At 39.4% G+C, this 20,874-nt stretch carries 17 protein-coding genes; 15 read left to right on the forward strand and 2 right to left on the reverse strand.

The genetic code is table 11. The features are described 5' to 3' along the window. The first annotated feature begins 134 nt into the window (after positions 1–134). Complete coding sequence (locus KQI58_RS21035; protein ID WP_216410905.1) at positions 135–638, forward strand: VanZ family protein; 504 nt, start codon at positions 135–137, stop codon at positions 636–638. A 73-nt stretch (positions 639–711) separates the two neighbouring features. Then, complete coding sequence (locus KQI58_RS21040) at positions 712–1,434, forward strand: YebC/PmpR family DNA-binding transcriptional regulator (protein ID WP_216410906.1); 723 nt, start codon at positions 712–714, stop codon at positions 1,432–1,434. Positions 1,435–1,532: 98 nt separating this feature from the next. Here KQI58_RS21040 and KQI58_RS21045 read toward each other — a convergent pair whose 3' ends face one another. Together KQI58_RS21045 and KQI58_RS21050 are read right to left on the reverse strand one after the other, a co-directional pair. Further along, the gene (locus tag KQI58_RS21045; protein ID WP_216410907.1) at positions 1,533–2,939 is read right to left on the reverse strand and encodes a L,D-transpeptidase family protein; all 1,407 of its coding nucleotides are present in this window, start codon (positions 2,937–2,939) and stop codon (positions 1,533–1,535) included. A gap of 206 nt (positions 2,940–3,145) precedes the next feature. Beyond that, complete coding sequence (locus KQI58_RS21050) at positions 3,146–4,126, reverse strand: L-lactate dehydrogenase (protein WP_016181565.1); 981 nt, start codon at positions 4,124–4,126, stop codon at positions 3,146–3,148. A gap of 359 nt (positions 4,127–4,485) precedes the next feature. Between KQI58_RS21050 and pth the strand changes: the two genes are divergently transcribed. From pth to lysS, 13 genes are all read left to right on the forward strand, one after another. Continuing rightward, the gene (gene pth, locus KQI58_RS21055; protein ID WP_216410908.1) at positions 4,486–5,043 is read left to right on the forward strand and encodes an aminoacyl-tRNA hydrolase; all 558 of its coding nucleotides are present in this window, start codon (positions 4,486–4,488) and stop codon (positions 5,041–5,043) included. Between the two features lie 63 nt (positions 5,044–5,106). Beyond that, positions 5,107–8,619, forward strand: a complete 3,513-nt coding sequence (gene mfd, locus KQI58_RS21060) for a transcription-repair coupling factor (protein ID WP_216410909.1) — start codon at positions 5,107–5,109, stop codon at positions 8,617–8,619. Positions 8,620–8,658: 39 nt separating this feature from the next. Then, on the forward strand, positions 8,659–10,221 hold the full coding sequence (locus tag KQI58_RS21065; protein WP_216410917.1) for a putative polysaccharide biosynthesis protein: 1,563 nt from the start codon (positions 8,659–8,661) through the stop codon (positions 10,219–10,221). Between the two features lie 3 nt (positions 10,222–10,224). Beyond that, positions 10,225–10,494: an RNA-binding S4 domain-containing protein gene (locus tag KQI58_RS21070; protein WP_216410910.1), complete on the forward strand. Its 270-nt coding sequence runs from the start codon at positions 10,225–10,227 to the stop codon at positions 10,492–10,494. A gap of 73 nt (positions 10,495–10,567) precedes the next feature. Next, complete coding sequence (locus KQI58_RS21075) at positions 10,568–11,002, forward strand: FtsB family cell division protein (RefSeq protein WP_216410911.1); 435 nt, start codon at positions 10,568–10,570, stop codon at positions 11,000–11,002. Between the two features lie 54 nt (positions 11,003–11,056). After that, a complete protein-coding gene (locus KQI58_RS21080) occupies positions 11,057–11,500 on the forward strand; it encodes a S1 domain-containing RNA-binding protein (RefSeq protein WP_016181559.1) in 444 nt (147 codons plus the stop codon). A 178-nt stretch (positions 11,501–11,678) separates the two neighbouring features. After that, positions 11,679–13,013, forward strand: a complete 1,335-nt coding sequence (gene tilS / locus KQI58_RS21085) for a tRNA lysidine(34) synthetase TilS (RefSeq protein ID WP_216410912.1) — start codon at positions 11,679–11,681, stop codon at positions 13,011–13,013. Positions 13,014–13,026: 13 nt separating this feature from the next. Further along, positions 13,027–13,572: a hypoxanthine phosphoribosyltransferase gene (gene hpt, locus KQI58_RS21090; protein ID WP_216410913.1), complete on the forward strand. Its 546-nt coding sequence runs from the start codon at positions 13,027–13,029 to the stop codon at positions 13,570–13,572. Between the two features lie 96 nt (positions 13,573–13,668). After that, positions 13,669–15,738 (forward strand): ATP-dependent zinc metalloprotease FtsH, encoded by a 2,070-nt coding sequence (gene ftsH / locus KQI58_RS21095; RefSeq protein WP_216410914.1) that lies wholly within the window; start codon positions 13,669–13,671, stop codon positions 15,736–15,738. Positions 15,739–15,948: 210 nt separating this feature from the next. Continuing rightward, entirely contained in the window at positions 15,949–16,494 is a 546-nt protein-coding gene (locus tag KQI58_RS21100) for a GNAT family N-acetyltransferase (protein ID WP_216410915.1), read from the forward strand. A 260-nt stretch (positions 16,495–16,754) separates the two neighbouring features. Then, entirely contained in the window at positions 16,755–17,639 is an 885-nt protein-coding gene (hslO, locus tag KQI58_RS21105) for an Hsp33 family molecular chaperone HslO (protein WP_216410916.1), read from the forward strand. A gap of 11 nt (positions 17,640–17,650) precedes the next feature. Beyond that, on the forward strand, positions 17,651–18,649 hold the full coding sequence (dusB, locus tag KQI58_RS21110) for a tRNA dihydrouridine synthase DusB (RefSeq protein ID WP_216410918.1): 999 nt from the start codon (positions 17,651–17,653) through the stop codon (positions 18,647–18,649). 120 nt (positions 18,650–18,769) lie between these two features. After that, the gene (lysS, locus tag KQI58_RS21115) at positions 18,770–20,233 is read left to right on the forward strand and encodes a lysine--tRNA ligase (RefSeq protein ID WP_216410919.1); all 1,464 of its coding nucleotides are present in this window, start codon (positions 18,770–18,772) and stop codon (positions 20,231–20,233) included. Positions 20,234–20,874: the final 641 nt, after the last annotated feature.

Below are 20,874 nucleotides of genomic sequence, written 5' to 3' on the forward strand. Positions count from 1 at the left end.
AGAATCAGCGAGTAGAAGTGGTGCGGGGGGAAGCTTTCAGAGGGCCTTTTAGGCCGAGGCCGGTAAGAGAGGCTTCTAGCCGAAGAGCAAACCACCCGTTTCACGGGTGGTTATGATTTAATGGAGGAAATTCAATGCAGAAACATTTAAAAAATGGAAATTTCTATTTAGGTATTGCTATTTTAATGATGGTGATTCTATTTATTAGTTCATCAATGACCTATCAGCAACAAAGCCAAGTTGGGCTGATTCAAAGAATATTAGCAAATGAACCGCTAAAAGCCTTTTTTGGTAAGGTTTCTTTTGACTATGCAGGTAGCGAGGTCAGTATTTCAGCAAAGGGTTATGTTAAGTTTGTTGAATTTTTTATTCGCAAAGGTGCACATTTTATGACTTATTTTATTTTAGGTGGCAGCTTATATTTAGGATTATCACCTAAACTGAAGCAAAAAACATCAGTCTTAGGTCTGTATTTCGCTTGGATGGCTGCAACTGGATATGCTGCAACAGATGAATTCCATCAAATGCTGACTGGTGGACGTACCCCGTTATTTCAAGATGTCATGTTAGATTCTTTTGGGGCATTGACTGCTTGTCTAATCATTATTGTTTATCAGATGCTTCGTAAAAAACGTTAATAGGGCTTATTCTTGACGGGAAATAGTTTCAGGTAGACAATAATAGAGATTAAAATAATGGGAGGAATATACCATGTCAGGACATAGTAAATGGCACAATATTCAGGGACGTAAAAATGCTCAAGACGCGAAAAGAGGAAAAATCTTTCAAAAAATGTCACGGGAAATTTATATGGCTGCTAAAGCAGGAGGACCTGATCCAAGTACAAATCCCGCACTTCGTTTGGTGATCGATAAAGCGAAATCTGCTAACATGCCTAATGACAATGTTGATCGTGCGATCAAAAAAGCGACATCAGCAGGCGAAGGTGAACATTATGATGAGATAACTTATGAAGGCTATGGGCCCGGTGGTGTCGCAATCTTAGTTCATGCGTTAACGGATAACCGTAATCGAACAGCAACGAATGTACGTGTTGCATTTACTCGAAATGGTGGAAATTTGGGAGAAACTGGGTCAGTGAACTATATGTTTGATCGAAAGGGATATATTGCGATTGAACGTGAGGGCTTATCTGTGGATGAGGATACAATGCTTGAAGATGTGCTAGAGGCTGGAGCAGAAGATCTAGAGGTTTCGCCAGAAGTCTTTGAGATATATGCTACGGCGGAAGACTTTGCCAGTGTGCGAGACCAATTAGAAGAGGATGGTTTTACTCTGGCACAGGCAGAATTGACGATGATCCCTCAAACCACAGTTGCATTAAATGAAGAGCAACAAGAAAAGTTAGATCGTTTAGTTGAGAAGTTGGAAGATGATGACGATGTTTCAGAAGTATTCACTTCAGCAGAATAGTTTACAAATTCAGCTCGCATTCTAGACATGATTATCATAGCTATTGTTACGATTAAGCAGAATAAAAAACCAGCGAAATTTTCGCTGGTTTTTCGTTTCTAAAATACTAATACTGGTGTACCAACTTCGACCATGTCGAAGAGTCTGGTCATTACATCAGGCGGTGTGTTCACACAGCCATGAGATCCACGAGTTTTCCAAAGTTCGCCGCCGTATTCAGGCTGCCAATCTGAATCGTGAAGGCCGACCCCAGTCCAATCAATCGGCATCCAGTATTTAACTGGACTTGCGTAATCTGTTCCGTCATCATTTTTTCCCTTTAGGGTTTTGTTGGTCTCTTTTGACCAGACATAATTGACACCCGGAGGCGTTGGAGAACTTGGTTTTCCACTAACAATATCTGTCTCTAAAGCTACTTTACCATCTTTGTAATACCACATATGTTGATTTTGTAAATCTACTTCAATATACGTTTTATCTATCAAAGGCTTGTCAGCTGTTGTTGCACCAGTAACGATTGGTGAGCGAGTAAAATCTTTACCTTCTAAAATCTGTTTTGTTAAAGCTTCGACTTCTGCTGAAGTATTGATGGTCCAGCTGTAGGTGCCGGCTGGAACAGAAACTTTTCCGCGACGAGTACTGTTAAATTCGGTTGGTTTTGAACTGGTGTTGTATTTTTCGCCTAAACCAGTTACATAAGCAGTAACTTTTTCTTGATCTAGTGACATTGTGCCGTTGTCATCAATCAACCAACTGTTGATATCTGCTGTAGGGATTTGGAAATTTTCTCCATTGATGTTGTAGTTCGCTTTGATTTTCGCTACAGCATTCATTTTGTCCATCGTCTTTTTCAACTCAGGATCATCTTTAGTGATAGTAGGTTTAGTTAGATAATTATCGAAATCAATATCATGTTTCCCGTTTTTTGCTGCCTCTTTGAAAGCGTCAACGGCAGCATCAATATCGATCGTATTTCCTTGTTTCTCAGGAGTGATCTCAAAACCTTCGTTTGTCCGAGTAACTTTTGCATTTTCTGTAGCTGTTCGAGTTGTGTTTGTTTGGGTTAACTCTGCTCGGACCGCTTCACCGACGGCATTCAATTTTGTTTCGTCTAAGGTATTGCCGTCAACATCCTTTTTCTCAGCTGCGGAGACTAATTGCATTCCCCAGCTAAAAGGATTTTGTTTTTTCTGCATCGCTTTTAAACCTGGTAGATAATCATTTTGCCAGCCTAAATCTTTGCGATTGATTTCTTTCCAATTTTGGTTGTCGATCTTAATTAGGAAAGGTGAGTCTGATAGCTCGCGGGTAATCTTTCGGTTTGCTTCACTTACCGTCAGATTATTGATTTTTACTCCATTAACTACTGTGTTGGGGAGGAACCTTTGAGCGTAATATGTACTGCGAATAGTGTATCCGCCAACCAAAACTACCAATAAACCTAAAACAACAATTACACCGATCCGTGTTCGGCTACGAGAATTTCTTTTTTCATTTCTTGTCATCGAAATAACTCCTCATGGCTTTTTTGTATTTGGTCTTCATTAATCATCAAAGCAATTTTATCTATATAATAGCTAGTAATTTTAAATGATATACCGAGTATAAATATACCACAGAATAGCCGAAATACGAGTGATTTGTCTTGAAACGTTAGCAAATATTAAAAAAGCCGCAAAGAATTCAAAAATTCTTTGCGGTAGTAAAAAATCTATTTTCCTTCAGCTTCAAGATCAGCGAAAGCTTTGTCCATAACTTCTTTAAGTTGTGAAGCAGAAGCATCCATACGATCTTTTTCAGCATCACTTAATGGAATCTCGATAATGTTTTGGATTCCTTTCGCATTGATAACTGCCGGAGCACCGATATAAATATCATTTTGTCCGTATTGACCTTCTAAATAAACAGATAGTGGGAATACAGCACTTTCGTCATTTAAGATTGCACGAGTGATACGAGCTAAAGCGACAGCGATTCCGTAGAATGTTGCGCCTTTTTTCTCAATGATTTCATAAGCAGCGTCACGTACTCCGAAGAACAGGTTAACTAATTCTTCTTCATCAACTTCTGGGTTGTCTTTGACCCATTCGTAAATTTGCAAGCCAGCAACGTTCGCGTGTGACCAAACTGGGAATTCTGAATCGCCGTGTTCTCCTAAGATATACGCATGTACGTTACGAGCATCAACGTCAACTAATTCAGCAATTGCTTGACGGAAGCGAGCAGTATCTAAAGATGTACCAGACCCGATAACACGTTCTTTAGGGAAACCTGAGAATTTCCAAGTAGAATAAGTTAGGATATCTACAGGGTTTGCTGCTACTAAGAAAATTCCGTCGAAACCAGAAGCAACAACTTGTTCTACAATGCTTTTGTTGATGCGTAGGTTTTTACCAACTAAATCCAAACGAGTTTCGCCTGGTTTTTGTGGTGCACCAGCTGTGATGACAACTAGGTCAGCATCGTGGCAATCTTCATAAGAGGCAGAATAAATTTTCTTAGGTGACGTAAAGGCTAATGCATGTGATAAGTCGATAGCGTCTCCTTGTGTACGGTTGGTATCGATATCGATAATACCGATTTCTTGAGCGATATTTTGATTGACAAGAGCGAAGGCATAACTTGAACCTACTGCGCCGTCTCCGATTAACATTACTTTTTGATGGGTTTTACTAGCTGCTGTTGCAGTCATGTGTACCAATCCCTTCTAATATTTGTTTTTCCAGAGGAATGATAACACTAATTAATGAAACTTGTCACGTATTTTACTCATTAATAATACAGTTATTTTAGCTGTTTCAGAAGAAAACGCTTCATGTGTTAGTAGCTCAAGAAGCTGATACTATTAACTTTTTTCAAAAATAACAGAAACTTATAAGAGACTTAAAGCACTGAAAACGGTCACTACAGGTTAGTTTGTGTTATACTGTATAAAGAAAAATTTGGACTGGGTAGTCATTTGACTATCCAGCATTTTGTCATGCAGATGAAAAGTGATATTCCTTTGCTGCAAGAAGGAATTATATATCTAAAAGAACGAGGCGAAACAATATGAAAATGATCGTAGGTTTGGGAAATCCAGGAAAAAAATATGAAAATACAAAACACAACGTTGGTTTTATGGTTGTGGATCGATTGGCGACGGAGCATGGTGCAGTCTTCAAAAAGAATACTTTTGAAGCTGAAGTGGCAGATTATTTCGTAGATGGGGAGAAAGTATTGTTGGTGAAGCCAATGACCTTTATGAATGAATCCGGTCGAGCAGTCGGTCCGTTAATGACCTATTTCGGCGTCTATCTAGAGGAGTTAGTTGTCATAGCAGATGACTTGGATATGGATCTTGGCAAACTGCGCTTGAGACAAAAAGGCAGTGCGGGTGGCCATAACGGATTAAAAAGTATCATTTCACATATCGGGACGCAAGAGTTCAATCGGATCAAAATTGGTATCGGACGTCCAAATGGAAAAACAGTAGTGAATCATGTATTGAGCACATTTAGTAAAGAGGATGAAGTGACAATCGCGGACAGTGTTGCTCGTGCGGCGGATGCGGCGGATGATTTTGTTATAGGCAATGATTTTTTGAAAACGATGAATCGGTTTAACTAAGGCTGATTCTTTTTAGAATTAGTCATGATTTTTAAGATTAGAAGTATATAAGGAGTAAGAAAAATGAATTTGATTGAGTTTATAAATCAACTGCCGTTAGTAAAAGAATGGCAGTCAAATTTAGAGAAAAAAGCAAAACGGCAACTGTTGATTGGACTTTCAGGTTCGGCCAAGGCTTTGGTAATGGCGGCTACACATCAGTCGGAAGAAAAACAAACAGTAGTTGTTGTTCCGAATCTCTACTATAGTAATCAGCTTGCTGACGAACTACGGCAGATTATTGAGGATGTTCACTTGTTTCCTGTGGACGAGGTGCTTTCAGCTGAAATGGCCTTTGCTTCACCTGAAGCGCGTGCTGAACGTGTTTCTACTCTACAGGCTTTATCACAAGGAGAAAAAGGAATCTATGTCGTGCCTGCTGCGGCTCTGCGGAAATACCTACCCACGATCGAGACATGGAGGGAAAACCAATTACATTGGAACATTGGCAGTGAAATTGATTTAGAAAACTTGGCACAGCGCTTAGTATTGATGGGATATGAACGACAAACAATGGTCGGTAAACCCGGTGAATTCAGCATGCGAGGCAGTATTATTGATATTTATCCCTTAACGACAGAATATCCTGTTCGGGTAGAGCTGTTCGATGTTGAAGTTGATTCTTTACGTTATTTTGAACCAGAGACTCAACGTTCGGTAGAAAACCTAAATGAAATATGGATTACACCGACGACTGACCTAGTTTTTTCTGCACACGATTTGGCACAAGGGGCTTTAAAAGTAAATCAGCTCTTGCAAAACCGCCTAGCAGTCACGAAAGAAAAAGAAGATTATAATTTCTTAAATGACTATTTCGGACAATTAATTGCTTCTTGGGAAGACGGCATTCCAACAGAACAAGCCAAATACTATACTGACTTGTTATATGAAGAAAAAGTTTCACTACTGGATCACTTTGCTAAAGATGCACAGTTGTTTGTCGATGATTATCCACGTATGATGGAAGCACAGCGTGAAATGGAGCGGGAAGAGGCCGAATGGCATACGCAAAAAATTGAAGAATTGCGTGTTTTTTCTGATCAAACTTTTGGTATGAATGCTCATGATTTAATCAAAAAAAGTAAGTTAGTGACTAGCTTCTTTTCACTATTTCAAAAAGGCATGGGAAATTTACGCTTTGAAGCAATTCATAATTTCCAATACCGATCAATGCAGCAATTTTTTGGACAGATGCCTTTATTAAAAACAGAAGTTGATCGTTGGCAGAAGCAAGATCAGACGGTCTTATTTCTTGTATCTGACCAAGAAAGACAAGAAAAGCTTACTCAGGAATTTCATGATGTGGAGATTAAAGCAGTTCAAACGACTCCTGATCAATTATTGATTGGCCAGACCCAGATTGTTACAGGCAGTTTAACAAATGGATTTGAATTGCCTCAAGATAAATTAGTTGTCGTAACAGAACGAGAAATCTTCCAAAAAGTTACGAAAAAACGTGCTCGACGTCAGACAATCTCAAATGCTGAGCGCTTAAAGAGTTATAATGAATTAAAAACCGGAGACTACGTTGTTCATGCTAATCACGGTATCGGGAAATATATGGGGATGGAAACAATCGAGATTGATGGTGTCCATCAAGACTACATGTCAATCTTATATCAAAAAGACGATAAGCTGTTCATTCCGGTGACTCAATTAAATTTGATCCAAAAATATGTTTCTTCTGAAGCAAAACCGCCGAAGATCAATAAATTAGGTGGCAGTGAATGGACGAAAACAAAGAGTAAAGTATCGAAAAAAATCGAAGATATCGCGGATGATTTGATTGAGCTTTATGCTAAACGTGAAGCTGAGCGCGGTTATGCCTTTGGTCCTGATGATGAATACCAAAAAGAATTTGAAGACGCCTTTCCTTACAGTGAAACAGATGACCAGCTGCGCAGCACTGCTGAGATTAAACATGATATGGAAAAAACTCGTCCGATGGATCGTTTATTAGTTGGGGATGTCGGTTTCGGCAAGACCGAAGTAGCCTTACGCGCGGCTTTTAAAGCGATTAAGGAAAATAAGCAAGTCGCGTTTCTTGTACCAACGACGATTCTGGCCCAACAGCATTTTGATACAATGACGGAACGTTTCGAAAATTTCCCAGTCAATGTGGCGATGTTGAGTCGCTTCCGTACAAAAAAACAGCAAAATGAAACAATCGAACAAATTCGTACGGGACAAGTCGATATCGTAGTGGGTACCCATCGGCTTTTGTCACAGGACCTTCAATTTGCTGATTTAGGCTTGTTAATTATTGACGAGGAGCAGCGTTTTGGGGTAAAACACAAAGAACGATTGAAACAGTTACGATCACAAGTTGATGTGTTAACATTGACAGCAACGCCAATCCCTCGAACATTGCATATGTCGATGTTAGGTGTGCGCGATCTATCCGTAATTGAAACGCCGCCAGAAAATCGTTATCCGATCCAAACATACGTAATGGAGACGAATCCAGGTGCAATTCGCGAAGCAATCGAACGCGAAATGGCGCGAGGTGGGCAAGCGTTCTACCTGTATAATCGAGTAGAAACAATCGAACGAAAAGTGGAAGAGCTGCAAATGCTAGTTCCTGATGCCAAAATCGGCTTTGCACATGGACAAATGACGGAAGTTCAATTGGAAAACACATTGATGGATTTCATTGATGGGCAATACGATATATTAGTTACTACGACGATTATCGAAACAGGTGTTGACATACCTAATGTGAACACACTATTTGTTGAAAACGCCGATTATATGGGGCTATCGACACTGTATCAATTACGTGGAAGGGTCGGTCGAAGTAACCGTATCGCTTACGCCTACTTCATGTATGAACCACAAAAAATCTTGAATGAGGTCAGTGAAAAACGGCTCCAGGCGATCAAAGACTTTACTGAATTGGGTTCAGGTTTTAAAATCGCGATGCGAGATTTATCAATTCGCGGCGCTGGGAATCTTTTAGGAGCCCAGCAGCATGGCTTCATTGATGCGGTCGGATTTGATATGTATTCACAAATGTTGTCTGAAGCAGTCGACCGCAAGCAAGGGAAAAATACTCAGGTTGAGCGTACTTCAGTTGAGATTAACTTAGGTATTGATGCGTATATTCCAGGCACCTATATCGAAGATGAACGACAAAAAATTGAAATCTATAAACGGATTCGTGAGTTAGAAAGCACCGAGATGTTAGATGAAGTTGAAGCTGATCTGATAGATCGTTTCGGGGATTACCCAGACGAGGTGGCGAACTTGTTGAATGTCGGACAAATCAAGATGGATGGCGATCGTGCGCTGGTTGAAAGCATTCAAAAACGTCAACAGCAGATTATCTTTACTTTAAGTAAAGTTGGAACAAAAGCGTATAAAGTTGAACAGCTATTCGAAGCATTGAGTGCTACAAAGATGAAAGCAACTTTAGGTGTTGAAAAGGATCAAATGGTCATCAAACTAGTTGTTGCAAAAACGATGGATGAAGCGATTTGGCTACGAGAGATCAGTAAATTTGTTCGTGCGTTACGAGAACAAAAATACAAAGTATAGGTGGTGGAGACACTGGCGAATAAAGAAATGCGAGTAATGATGCAAGGGGCTTTTGTCTTGACTGCCGCATCCTTTATAGCAAAATTACTAAGCGCCGTTTATCGTGTACCCTACCAAAACTTCGCGGGTGATGAAGGCTTTTATGTATATCAGCAGGTTTATCCAATTTATGGTATCGCTATGACTTTGGCATTGTCAGGTTTGCCGCAGTTCATTTCAAAATACGTAGCAGAACAAAAGGAACCTAGAGATCAGCGTCAAGCACTGGAAGAGCTTTTTCCATTGATCAGTGCTTTTGGTTTGATCTTATGGGCGTTGTGTTTTTTCTCGGCTCAACCATTAGCGAATTGGATGGGAGATAGAAATTTAGCCCCTTTAATTCAGGTGGTTTCCTTTACTTTTGTTATCATGCCTTTTCTCTCGATCACTCGAGGAGAATTTCAGGGAAAGTTGTTGATGGTGCCGACCGCTGTCTCACAAGTGGTGGAGCAATTGATCCGTGTCTGTGTGATCGTAGTTGCCGCTTGGTCATTTAAGCAATTTGGTTGGGATGTTTATTATACAGGAAAAGTAGCAATGTCTGGCGCTTTGGTTGGCGGAATTGCGGCAGTTCTGGTTCTGTGGTATTACCGACGAAAGGTTTTAGGAACGAGTCTTTTAAAAAGAGTACCGGTTCTTGGCAAAAAAATGATAGCGTTGGGAAGACGGTTAGTACTTGAGGGAGGCTTAATGACGGTCTACAGCGGTCTGTTGATTCTATTTCAATTGATCGACTCTTTTACCGTTAAAAAGGCCTTAGTTGATTTTGGGTTAAGCGAACATGGAGCAAAGTTAGCAAAAGGAATCTATGATCGGGGTCAGCCGTTGGTTCAGTTGGGTTTGGTCATAGCCTTAGCATTGAGTTCTAGTTTTTTACCATTACTTACACGGTATTTGATAAGTCGGGATCGGGGAATGTTTGTGAAAACGAGTCAGATTTTTTTGCGTTTGACTTGTGCGATTGGTGCAGCAGCTTCGATTGGTTTAGCCATGTTGCTTCCTTATGTTAATTATGCCCTATTCAAAGACTATCAAGGGAATGGTCCACTAGTACTGTTTGTTTTTGCGATTTTTCTGATGGCGATGGTACAGGCTTATCAAAGTATTGCACAAAGTCAAAATGAATATCGTAGTTCATTGCAAGCAGCAGGAGCTGGTCTATTAATAAAAATAGTGATTACAGGAGGGCTGACAAAACAATTTGGTACAGTTGGTGCCAGTCTATCGACTTTGCTAGGATTAGTGGTAGCTTTATTCATCTTGCATTTAGCCTGTGATCGTGACATACGAAATTATGGTACCCAGCGTCATTTTATGCGAAAACTTTTTATTTGTTTAACTGGCATGGTAATAGTGCTCTTATGTTATTATGGCGGTATCAATATTGTTTTTGGTACAGTCTATAAAAGGAGTTTAGCATTATTGGCTGCTGCTTTTGGTGTACTGATAGGAGGAAGTGCTTTTCTAATTCTTGCTATCCAAGTACGTTTATTAACGATTAGAGAATGGCTGATGTTGCCATTTGGTAGTAAATTACTGAGAATAAATTGGAAAAGGAGATAATTTATGCGATTAGATAAATTTTTAAAAATTTCAAGGATCATTAAACGCCGTACAGTGGCAAAAGAAGTTGCCGATAAAGGCCGGATCCAAGTAAATGGAAAATTAGCAAAATCTTCAACAGATGTAAAAGTTGGTGATGAACTGCGTATTCAATTTGGGAATAAAGTCCTAGAAGTCGCGGTAGAAGAGCTGCATGAATCAACCAAAAAAGATGACGCAGCTAAAATGTATCGTATTATTAGTGAGACACGTGTGGAAAATAACGGGAATTAGGGGTAATTCAAATAGACAATTATATCTTGAATTGATATAATAGTAAAGAATTTCATGTAAGGAGCGAGCAGGAATGAACGAGAACGAGACGCAAAAAATTGCTTCGTTAGATACGCCATATGCAAAAGAGCAATATCTTAAATTTCAAAAGCAACATCGTCAATTGATTTTTAAACGTCGTCGTTTAGCAGCGCTAATAGCTGTTGCCGCCTTTGCCGCTATTGTCATGGGGGTTCAAATCTTCAATGAGCAACGTCATTTAAGTGAACTAAACGAGATTAAAGTCAAAACAGTCGCAGAGTCAGCCAAAGTGGACGATCGGGTAGCTGACTTGCAACAAGACGTAAAGCTCTTGAAAGATGATAACTATGTGGCGAAGCTAGCCCGTAGTCGTTTCTATTATTCAAAAGATGGTGAATTGATTTTTGTTTTACCAGATTCAGCAAACACATCTAATAAAGATAAACAGGCTGCTGATGAAGTTATTAAATCCGAAACTGCTAAATAAATTCCGTTGCAGTTTTAAATAAATTGGAAAAAAATTAGGAGGAACAATTTTTTTATGTCAATCGAAGTAGGAGCTAAGCTGCAAGGAAAAGTATCAGGGATTACCAATTTTGGTGCCTTTATTGACTTGGGAGAGGGTAAAACGGGCTTAGTCCATATCAGTGAAATATCTAATGGTTTCGTAAAAGACATCCATGATGTATTAACTGTCGGCGATGAAGTAACAGTGAAAGTGACTTCAGTCGGAGACGACGGTAAAGTTGGTCTTTCAATTCGTAAGGCCCAAGATCAGCCACAGCCAGAAAAGAAACCTTTCAAACGTGAGTTTCGTGATAATAATCGTTCAAAACCCGCGCCTAAAGGCAAACCACAAAATAGCGGCAAACAAGACTTCGATTCATTGATGAGTTCCTTTTTAAAGGATAGCGATGATCGCTTGTCATCGATCAAGCGTAACACTGAAGGAAAACGCGGAGGCCGCGGAGGTCGCCGTAGTTAAAATAAAGGAGCTGAAATTCTTTTAGGATTTCAGCTTTTTTTATAGGAAAAGCTCTTATATTGAATTATCTGGCAGTAAAATCAATACATACTGAGTTCATACTGAATTAATAATTGGAAAGTATAATTAGAGGATATATGATAGAAATTGAGTTCTCTTATAGACCAAGGAGTTTGAGATGAGACAAGAATTTTTTCGTGAAAATCCTGAACTAATTGATGATAGAAGGATACTACTAGCAGTCTCCACAGGTGTTGATTCGATGGTTCTTTTGCATCTGTTGGAGCAGCAAGGATTAAGCATCGGCGTAGCTCATGTGGATCATCAATTGCGCGCTGAATCAAGAGCCGAAGCGGATTTTTTACGTAACTACTGCAAAAAGCAGGGAATACCTTTTTATTTAAAAGTTTGGCAACACCCTGCCAAGAAAAATATCGAGGCCGCTGCCCGGAGTTTTCGTTATGCTTTTTTTGAGGAAATTATGGAGCAGGAAAACTATGATCTAGTTTTAACTGCTCATCATGGGGACGATCAACTGGAGACGCTCTTAATGCGTTTGACGCGCGGGGGTTCGTTTACAGGCCATAGCGGCATTGCGCGCCAGCAAACATTCGGTAATGGAATGTTACTACGCCCATTATTGCTTTTTTCGAAAGAGTCGCTTTACGAATATGCTGAAGAAAATAAATTGACTTATTTTGAAGATGCTACGAATAATTCTCAAGACTACTTTCGTAATCGAATTCGTCAGAATATCATACCAGAGCTAAAAAAAGAAAATCCGCAGATACTAGAGCATGCTCAGCAATTTCATCAGCAACTGCTCTGGGCGAATCAGTTGATTAAACAGACGCTAAAAGAAAATTTAAGAAATGTCGAGTTTGATGGACACAGATGGTTTTTCTCGACAGAAACGCTACCCGCAGATATAGGGGCTCGTTATTATTTTCTTTCAATGTTTTTTCAGCAGAAAGCTTCACAGACAAAATTAGCGGTCTCGCAGCGCCAATTATTTTCACTACTAGACCAAATTCAACGTCCTGTCAGTCAATGGGTGGTAGATTTAGGAGAGGGATGGCAATTTTCACGACGTTACCAACAATTCTATTTGGAAAAGAAGACAACCGTCCATCAAGAAAAATATTATCTGGGAGAAAATGAACGCTTTCTCTTGCCAAACGATGAAATGATTGCATTGAGGCGAAGTAACGCAGTGTCAGAAAAAGGTGTATACCAAGTTCCGTTACCACTCACAGTCAAGCTTCCTCTAATAATTCGACGCCGTCAAAACGGTGACCGAATCCATTTAACTGAAACGTTAACGAAACGCATTAGTCGTTATTTTATTGATAAAAAAACCCCAATGAATGACCGTGATCAAGCATGGGTAGTAGAAGATTCTGCGGGAGAAGTCGTAGCGCTTTTGCCTTTTGTCAATTCCTATTTGAGTATTACAACTGAAACTGATAGAATACACTACATACTTGACTATACGCTTCAAGTAGCGAAATGAAAGGAGTTTCTACATGCTAGCAAAAGATATTGAAAAAGTATTGATTACTAGAGAAGACATTCAAAAACGCTGTGTCGAATTAGGCGTACAATTAACAGCAGATTATACCGATAAAAATCCATTGGTGGTTGGTATTTTAAAAGGGGCCGTACCTTTTATGGCTGACATCGTTCGTGAAATCGACACTCATTTAGAGTTGGATTTTATGGATGTTTCAAGTTATGGGAATCAAACGGTTTCTTCTGGTGAAGTAAAAATCATCAAGGACTTAGATACAAATGTGGAAGGTCGCGATTTACTAATTGTAGAAGACATTATCGATAGCGGTCGAACACTTGGCTATTTAGTTGATTTATTCAAATATCGAAAGGCTAAATCAGTGAAAATTGTCACATTGTTGGATAAACCAGAAGGACGCGTGGTGGATATCCATGCTGATTATGTTGGTTTTGATGTACCAAATGAGTTCGTTGTTGGGTATGGTTTGGACTATGCTGAAGCATATCGCAACCTGCCATACGTGGGTGTATTGAAGCCGGAAATTTATCAATCAAATTAGTGACCGAAAAAATCACAGTATGATATACTTAAAAGGTCAAAATTGATAAAACTTTTTTAACAAGCTAATAAGCTAACAAGCGCGAGGAGGACGCAGATGAACAAAAACAATAAGGGAGTAAAAAATGCTCTCTATTATATTCTCGTCATCTTGGCTATGGTCATGGTTGTATATTTCCTTTTTGGAGATAAACAGTCAGCTTCGCCAGATATCGAGTATTCAACCTTTACAGAACAGATGCAAGACGGCAAAATTAAAAATCTCAAGATCCAGCCTGCTGGTGGTGTTTACAAGATCACTGGTGAGTACAAGGCAAAACAAGAAGTTGCTAATTCTGGTGGCTTGAGCATCATTGGGGGAGGAACGGAGTCAAAAACGACTCATTTCTCAACAATTGTATTGCCCAATGATTCAACCTTGAGTCAGGTCAATGACTTAGCGAAAGAAAACAAAGTTAAAACGACGATTGAAGAAGAATCAAGCAGTGGTATGTGGGTTACTTTATTAGTAAGCTTCTTGCCTATCTTGATTATGATTTTCTTCTTCTACATGATGTTAGGACAACAAGGCGGCGGTGGCGGCGGCAACGGCCGTGTCATGAATTTTGGTAAATCAAAGGCCAAAGAAGCTGACAAAAAAGCCAACCGTGTACGTTTCTCTGACGTAGCCGGTGCTGAAGAAGAAAAACAAGAATTAGTTGAAGTTGTTGAATTCTTAAAAGACCCACGTCGATTCGTAGAATTAGGTGCCCGTATTCCAGCTGGTGTGCTACTCGAAGGACCTCCCGGAACTGGTAAAACGTTGCTTGCAAAAGCCGTAGCCGGTGAAGCAGGCGTACCATTCTACTCAATCTCAGGTTCTGATTTCGTGGAAATGTTCGTTGGGGTCGGAGCTTCGCGTGTCCGTGACTTGTTCGAAACAGCCAAGAAAAATGCGCCAGCGATCATCTTTATTGACGAAATTGATGCTGTTGGTCGTCAACGTGGTGCAGGTATGGGCGGCGGTCACGATGAACGTGAACAAACCCTAAACCAATTACTTGTTGAAATGGATGGATTTGATGGTAATGAAGGAGTAATCGTCATTGCAGCAACCAACCGTTCTGACGTGTTAGACCCAGCATTATTACGTCCAGGACGTTTTGACCGTCAAATCTTAGTTGGTCGTCCTGATGTTAAAGGGCGTGAAGCAATTCTTAGAGTACACTCTCGGAATAAACCATTGGCAGACGATGTTGATTTGAAAGTTGTCGCTCAACAAACACCAGGCTTTGCCGGTGCTGATTTAGAAAACGTCTTGAATGAAGCAGCTTTAGTTGCTGCGCGTCGTAACAAGAAGAAAATTGATGCTTCTGACGTGGATGAAGCAGAAGATCGCGTAATCGCGGGACCTGCTAAGAAAGACCGTGTCATCAGCAAACGTGAACGTGAAATGGTGGCTTACCATGAAGCGGGACATACGATCATTGGTATGGTCTTGAACCGCGCTCGTGTGGTTCACAAGGTTACAATTATTCCTCGTGGACGTGCTGGTGGTTACATGATCGCCTTGCCAAAAGAAGATCAAATGTTGATGTCGAAAGACGATATGTTTGAACAAATTGTTGGTTTACTAGGTGGACGTACAGCAGAAGAAATCGTCTTTAATGCTCAAACAACTGGAGCCTCAAATGACTTTGAACAAGCTACTGGATTAGCTCGAAGCATGGTTACTGAATATGGAATGAGTGACAAGCTTGGCCCAGTTCAATACGAAGGAAATCACCAAGTCTTTGTTGGTCGTGACTATGGTCAAACAAAAGCTTATTCTGAACAAGTTGCTTTCGAGATTGATGAAGAAGTTCGCAACATCTTGATGGCAGCACACGATAAAGCTCGCGAAATCATTGAGACTCATCGTGAACAACATAAATTGATTGCTGAAAAATTACTGGAATTCGAAACGTTGGATGCCAAAGCAATCAAATCTTTGTTTGAAACAGGTGAAATGCCTGCAGGTTCTGATAGTCTTTATCCAAGTGAAAAAACTCAAGCTCAAACATTTGAAGAAGCAAAACGTGCTTTGGAAGAAAAGGATGCTGAGAAACAGGCTGAAGATAAAGCAACTGAACACAAAGATTCAGAGGATAAGATCGAACCAGAGGATACAAACGATAATCAAGATTAAAATGAAACGGCATGTCCTTAGGATATGCCGTTTGTTTTTTTGTGAATTTCACATAACTCATTACGCGCAAATGATCGGAGACAACTATATTAAAAGCTTAATAAGGGATCGACAGAGTATCCGTTCATCTTGATGCAGGAGACAATAATTGATAAGGAAGTTTAAAAAAGAATAAAGAATAAATTAATAGTTTTATATAGGAGGATAAGAATGAAGGGTACTATTAGCCTATGCAAATTTGAAGATTTGATCGAATTGCAAAAAATCAGTATCGAAACTTTCAACGATACTTTTGCTGAGCAAAATGATTCGAATAATCTTAAGGAGTATTTGATTGAAGCATATCATTTAGAAAAATTAAAAAAGGAAATGATGAACTCAAATTCACGTTTCTTTTTTATCTATTTAGATAATCAAATTGCTGGATATTTAAAAGTGAATGTCGATTCAGCGCAAACTGAAAAAATTGATAAGAACGGACTAGAAGTCGAACGAATTTATATTCGTAAAGAATACAAGCGTCATGGTTTAGGGCGCCAATTATTAGAATTTGCTATTGATCTTGCTAATAAGGAGAGACGTAAACTTATCTGGCTAGGGGTATGGGAAGAAAATGAGAATGCGCTGCGTTTTTATCAAACGTTTGGCTTTAGACAAATCGGGACACATGATTTTTATGTCGGAATGGATAAACAAACTGACTTAATTATGGCGAAAGAACTTGGTAGAACGGTTAAGAATAATGTGAGCATATAAGGGTAATATGTATCGAATAAGATTGGATATATAACACGATATTACATAAGTTAGGGCGATTTACAGACTTGTCGAATAGTTACTGAAAAAAATACGTTGATTAAAGCTATGTTTAGGTAATGATGTTTTAATAGGAAATATTGTTAAACTTTCCATATGACGTCGTACGGAGAAGTTGAAAAAAGTTGGAACACCTAGTATGATGCAATCACGAGTGAAAACAAATAGAAGAATCTATTAGAACAATAAGGAGTAAGTAGATGAGTGATTATTTAGTTAAAGCATTAGCCTATGGAGGCTTTGTTCGAGCATACGCAGTTAATGCGACAGAAACGATTGCTGAGGCGCAACGTCGTCATGACACATGGAATACGTCTTCTGCAGCACTAGGTCGTACGATGATTGGAGCTTTAATGTTAGGAGCTACTTTAAAAGGCGAAGACAAAATGACTGTAAAAATAGAAGGAAATGGACCGGCAGGAGCTATTGTTGTAGATAGCAATGGAAAAGGTGAGGTAAAAGGCTATATCAAAAATCCGCATATCAGTTTACCTTTGAATGAAGTCGGTAAGATCGATGTGCGTGGAGCAGTTGGAACAGAAGGTATGTTTACTGTCATTAAAGACTTGGGGTTGAAGGAACCTTTCTCTGGTCAAACACCGATTGTTTCAGGCGAGATTGGGGAAGACTTTACCTATTATTTAGCTGTTTCAGAACAGATTCCATCAGCGGTAGGAGTTTCTGTTCTAGTTGATACGGATGACTCTATCAAAACGGCTGGGGGCTTCATGATTCAAATTATGCCGGGAGCTAGTGATGAAATTATTGATCAAATTGAGGCACGACTAAAAGAAACAGCTCGCATTTCGACCTTGTTAGATGACGGGCAGACACCAGAAGAAATTCTGCAAAAATTGTTAGCGACGGATGACGTAGAATTTTTGGAAACACTACCAGTTCGATTTAAATGTGATTGTTCAAAAGAAAAGTTTGCATCGGCGATTATTACATTAGGTGCTGAGCAAATTCAAGAATTGATTGATCAAGATCATGGTGCAGAAGCGGTCTGTGCTTTCTGTAATAACAAATATGAATACAGCGAGGCAGATCTTTACGAGTTAAAACAGGAGATTTTGGGGGAATAACAGTGAAACCATTGAATGGCACATGGAAAATCGGCAATGTGGAAATCCCAAATCGGGTCGTCGTAGCCCCTATGGCTGGGATAACGAATGCGGCTTTTCGGGTAACGGTCAAGGAATTTGGTGCCGGATTAGTTGTTTGTGAAATGATCAGTGATCAAGGTATTCATTTTAGAAATAAGAAAACTTTAGAGATGCTTTATGTTGATGAAGGCGAGCATCCACTGAGTGTACAGATTTTCGGTGGTAGTAAGGATTCGTTAGTTGAAGCCGCACAGTTTGTTCAGGAGCACACAGAAGCTGATATCATTGACATTAACATGGGGTGCCCGGTGAACAAAGTTATTAAAGCAGAAGCAGGAGCTAAATGGCTTTTAGATCCGAACAAGGTTTATGAAATGGTAGAGGCTGTTTCCTCTGCTGTGGATATTCCTGTAACGGTAAAAATGCGAATTGGTTGGGATGAGCAGCATGTTTTTGCCGTTGAAAATGCATTAGCTGCTCAAAGTGCGGGTGCATCAGCGCTTGCGATGCATGGCAGAACACGAGTTCAAATGTACGAAGGTCAAGCAGATTGGAATGTGTTAAAACAAGTTGCTGATCAATTAACAATCCCCTTTATGGGAAATGGCGATGTTCGTACCCCAGAGGATGCAAAACGAATGATTGAAGAAGTCGGTGTTGATGCAGTGATGATTGGCCGTGCTGCATTAGGAAATCCATGGATGATTCATCAAACGCAACATTATTTAGAAACGGGAGAATTGATCCCCGAACCAAGTGCTCGAGAAAAAATTGAAACAGCCAAGCTTCATTTAGAACGATTGATAGATTTAAAAGGTGAAAAAATCGCTTGTCGTGAATTTCGCCAACATGCTAGTTATTATCTAAAAGGGATTTCACGATCTGCCAAAACAAAAGTAGCGATCAATCAAACAGAAGACAAACAAGTCATCTTCGATTTACTTGATCGACTTGTCGAAAAGACTGAAACAAAAGCAAAAATTAGCTAAACTTCAAGCCGAATGAGGAATTCGGCTTGATTTTTTGTCTATTCATTGGCATTATAAGTAAGAGTAATTACATACTGAGGAGGAACATTCGTGACTGAGGAACAAACAAATTTGACAGAAATGAACGATCAGATGCGTGTCCGCCGTGAAAAAATGGAAAATCTTCGTGAAGAAGGCATTGATCCATTTGGCGCACGTTTTGAACGCACGACAAATTCAAAAGAATTGCATGAAACTTACGATGAAAATACTAAAGAAGAGCTGTTAGAAAAGCAATTAACAGCAAGCGTAGCTGGTCGAATGATGACCAAACGGGGAAAAGGTAAAGTTGGATTTGCTCATTTGCAAGACCGCGAAGGCCAAATTCAAATTTATGTTCGTAAAGACGAAGTTGGCGAAGAACCTTATGCGATCTTCAAAAAGGGTGATTTGGGTGATTTCTTTGGTGTAACTGGCGAAATCATGAAGACTGATACAGGTGAAGTATCAATCAAAGCGAAAGAAATTACTTTACTATCAAAAGCATTACGTCCATTACCAGAAAAATATCATGGTTTGACGAACGTGGAACAACGCTATCGCCAACGTTACTTAGACTTAATCAGTAATCGTGAAAGCTTTGAGCGCTTCACTAAACGCAGTCAAATTATTAGTCAAATCCGTCGTTATTTAGACGGCTTAGGCTACATTGAAGTAGAAACCCCAGTCTTGCATAATGAAGCTGGTGGCGCAACTGCGCGCCCATTTATCACGCATCATAATGCATTAGACACGGATCTTTACTTGCGTATTGCACTTGAATTACATTTAAAACGTCTAATTGTCGGTGGAATGGAAAAAGTCTATGAAATCGGTCGTGTTTTCCGTAACGAAGGGATCGATACGACTCATAACCCTGAATTTACGATGATGGAAGTTTATACAGCTTACCACGATTATTTAGATGTAATGAACTTAACTGAAGGAATTATTCGCGATGTCGCTGAAAATGTTCTAGGTGAAACTACACTTACTTATGATGGTCAAACCATTGATTTGGGCTCTGAATTTAAACGTATCCACATGGTTGACGCAATTAAAGAACAAACGGGTGTCGATTTTTGGCCTGAAATGACAATTGAGGAAGCTCGTACATTAGCAAAAGAGCACAACGTTGAAATTAATGATAATATGGAAATTGGACACATTATCAATGAATTCTTTGAAACATTCGTTGAAGAAACGCTAGAACAACCAACGTTTGTTTACGGACATCCAGTGGAAGTTTCACCACTTGCGAAGAAAAATGCTGAAGATGGTCGCTTTACCGATCGTTTTGAATTATTTATAGTTGGGCGTGAATTTGCAAATGCCTTTACTGAATTAAATGATCCTATTGATCAACGGGAACGTTTTGAATCACAAGAAAAAGAACGTGAGCAAGGAAACGATGAAGCACACGGTGTGGATGAAGATTTCTTAGAAGCGTTAGAATATGGTATGCCGCCTACTGGTGGATTGGGAATCGGGATTGATCGACTTGTCATGTTGTTGACAGATGTTCAGTCGATTCGTGATGTTTTATTGTTCCCAACTATGCGTTAAAAAAATAAATTTTTGAAGACGTTCAGTAATTGCTGAACGTCTTTTATTGTCTAAAAAAGAATTATTAGAAAATGATGTCATCCTTCAATTATAAAATACGGTCGAGCTTTTTGTGAAAAGGGAATTTTCAATCGGCTTTCATGTTATTTGCGAACATTTACACTAGCAATGAGGAACAATGGTCAGGAATGGAAAAAAGTTGAAAAAAATCAGTATTTTTGATTGACCGAAGAGGATTATGTTGGTATATTATTTTATGTTCCAAAGTGAGCGTATAACGTTCAAAAAAACTTGAAAATTGTTATTGACAGATGACTGACTTTCAGTTATTCTATCAAAGTCGCATAAAGCGATGGCAACAACTTCTTCGAAAAAAAACTTCAAAAAAGTTATTGACATCAAAACGGCAATCTGTTATGATTTAAAAGTTGCTGAAGCAAAGCGACGAACAATGTAGACCTTTGAAAACTGAACGAATAAAACAAACCAAATGTGTAGGGCGCTTCTATTCTATATAGAAGTAAACAACATAGCAAGCAATATGCTAGCAAGTCAATTATTACAATTGAGCTTAACAGTCGCAAGACTGTTTCAAACACTTTTTATGAGAGTTTGATCCTGGCTCAGGACGAACGCTGGCG

The sequence above is a fragment of the Enterococcus raffinosus genome (genome assembly GCF_018917525.1).
GTDB classification, from domain to species: Bacteria; Bacillota; Bacilli; order Lactobacillales; family Enterococcaceae; genus Enterococcus_A; species Enterococcus_A raffinosus_A.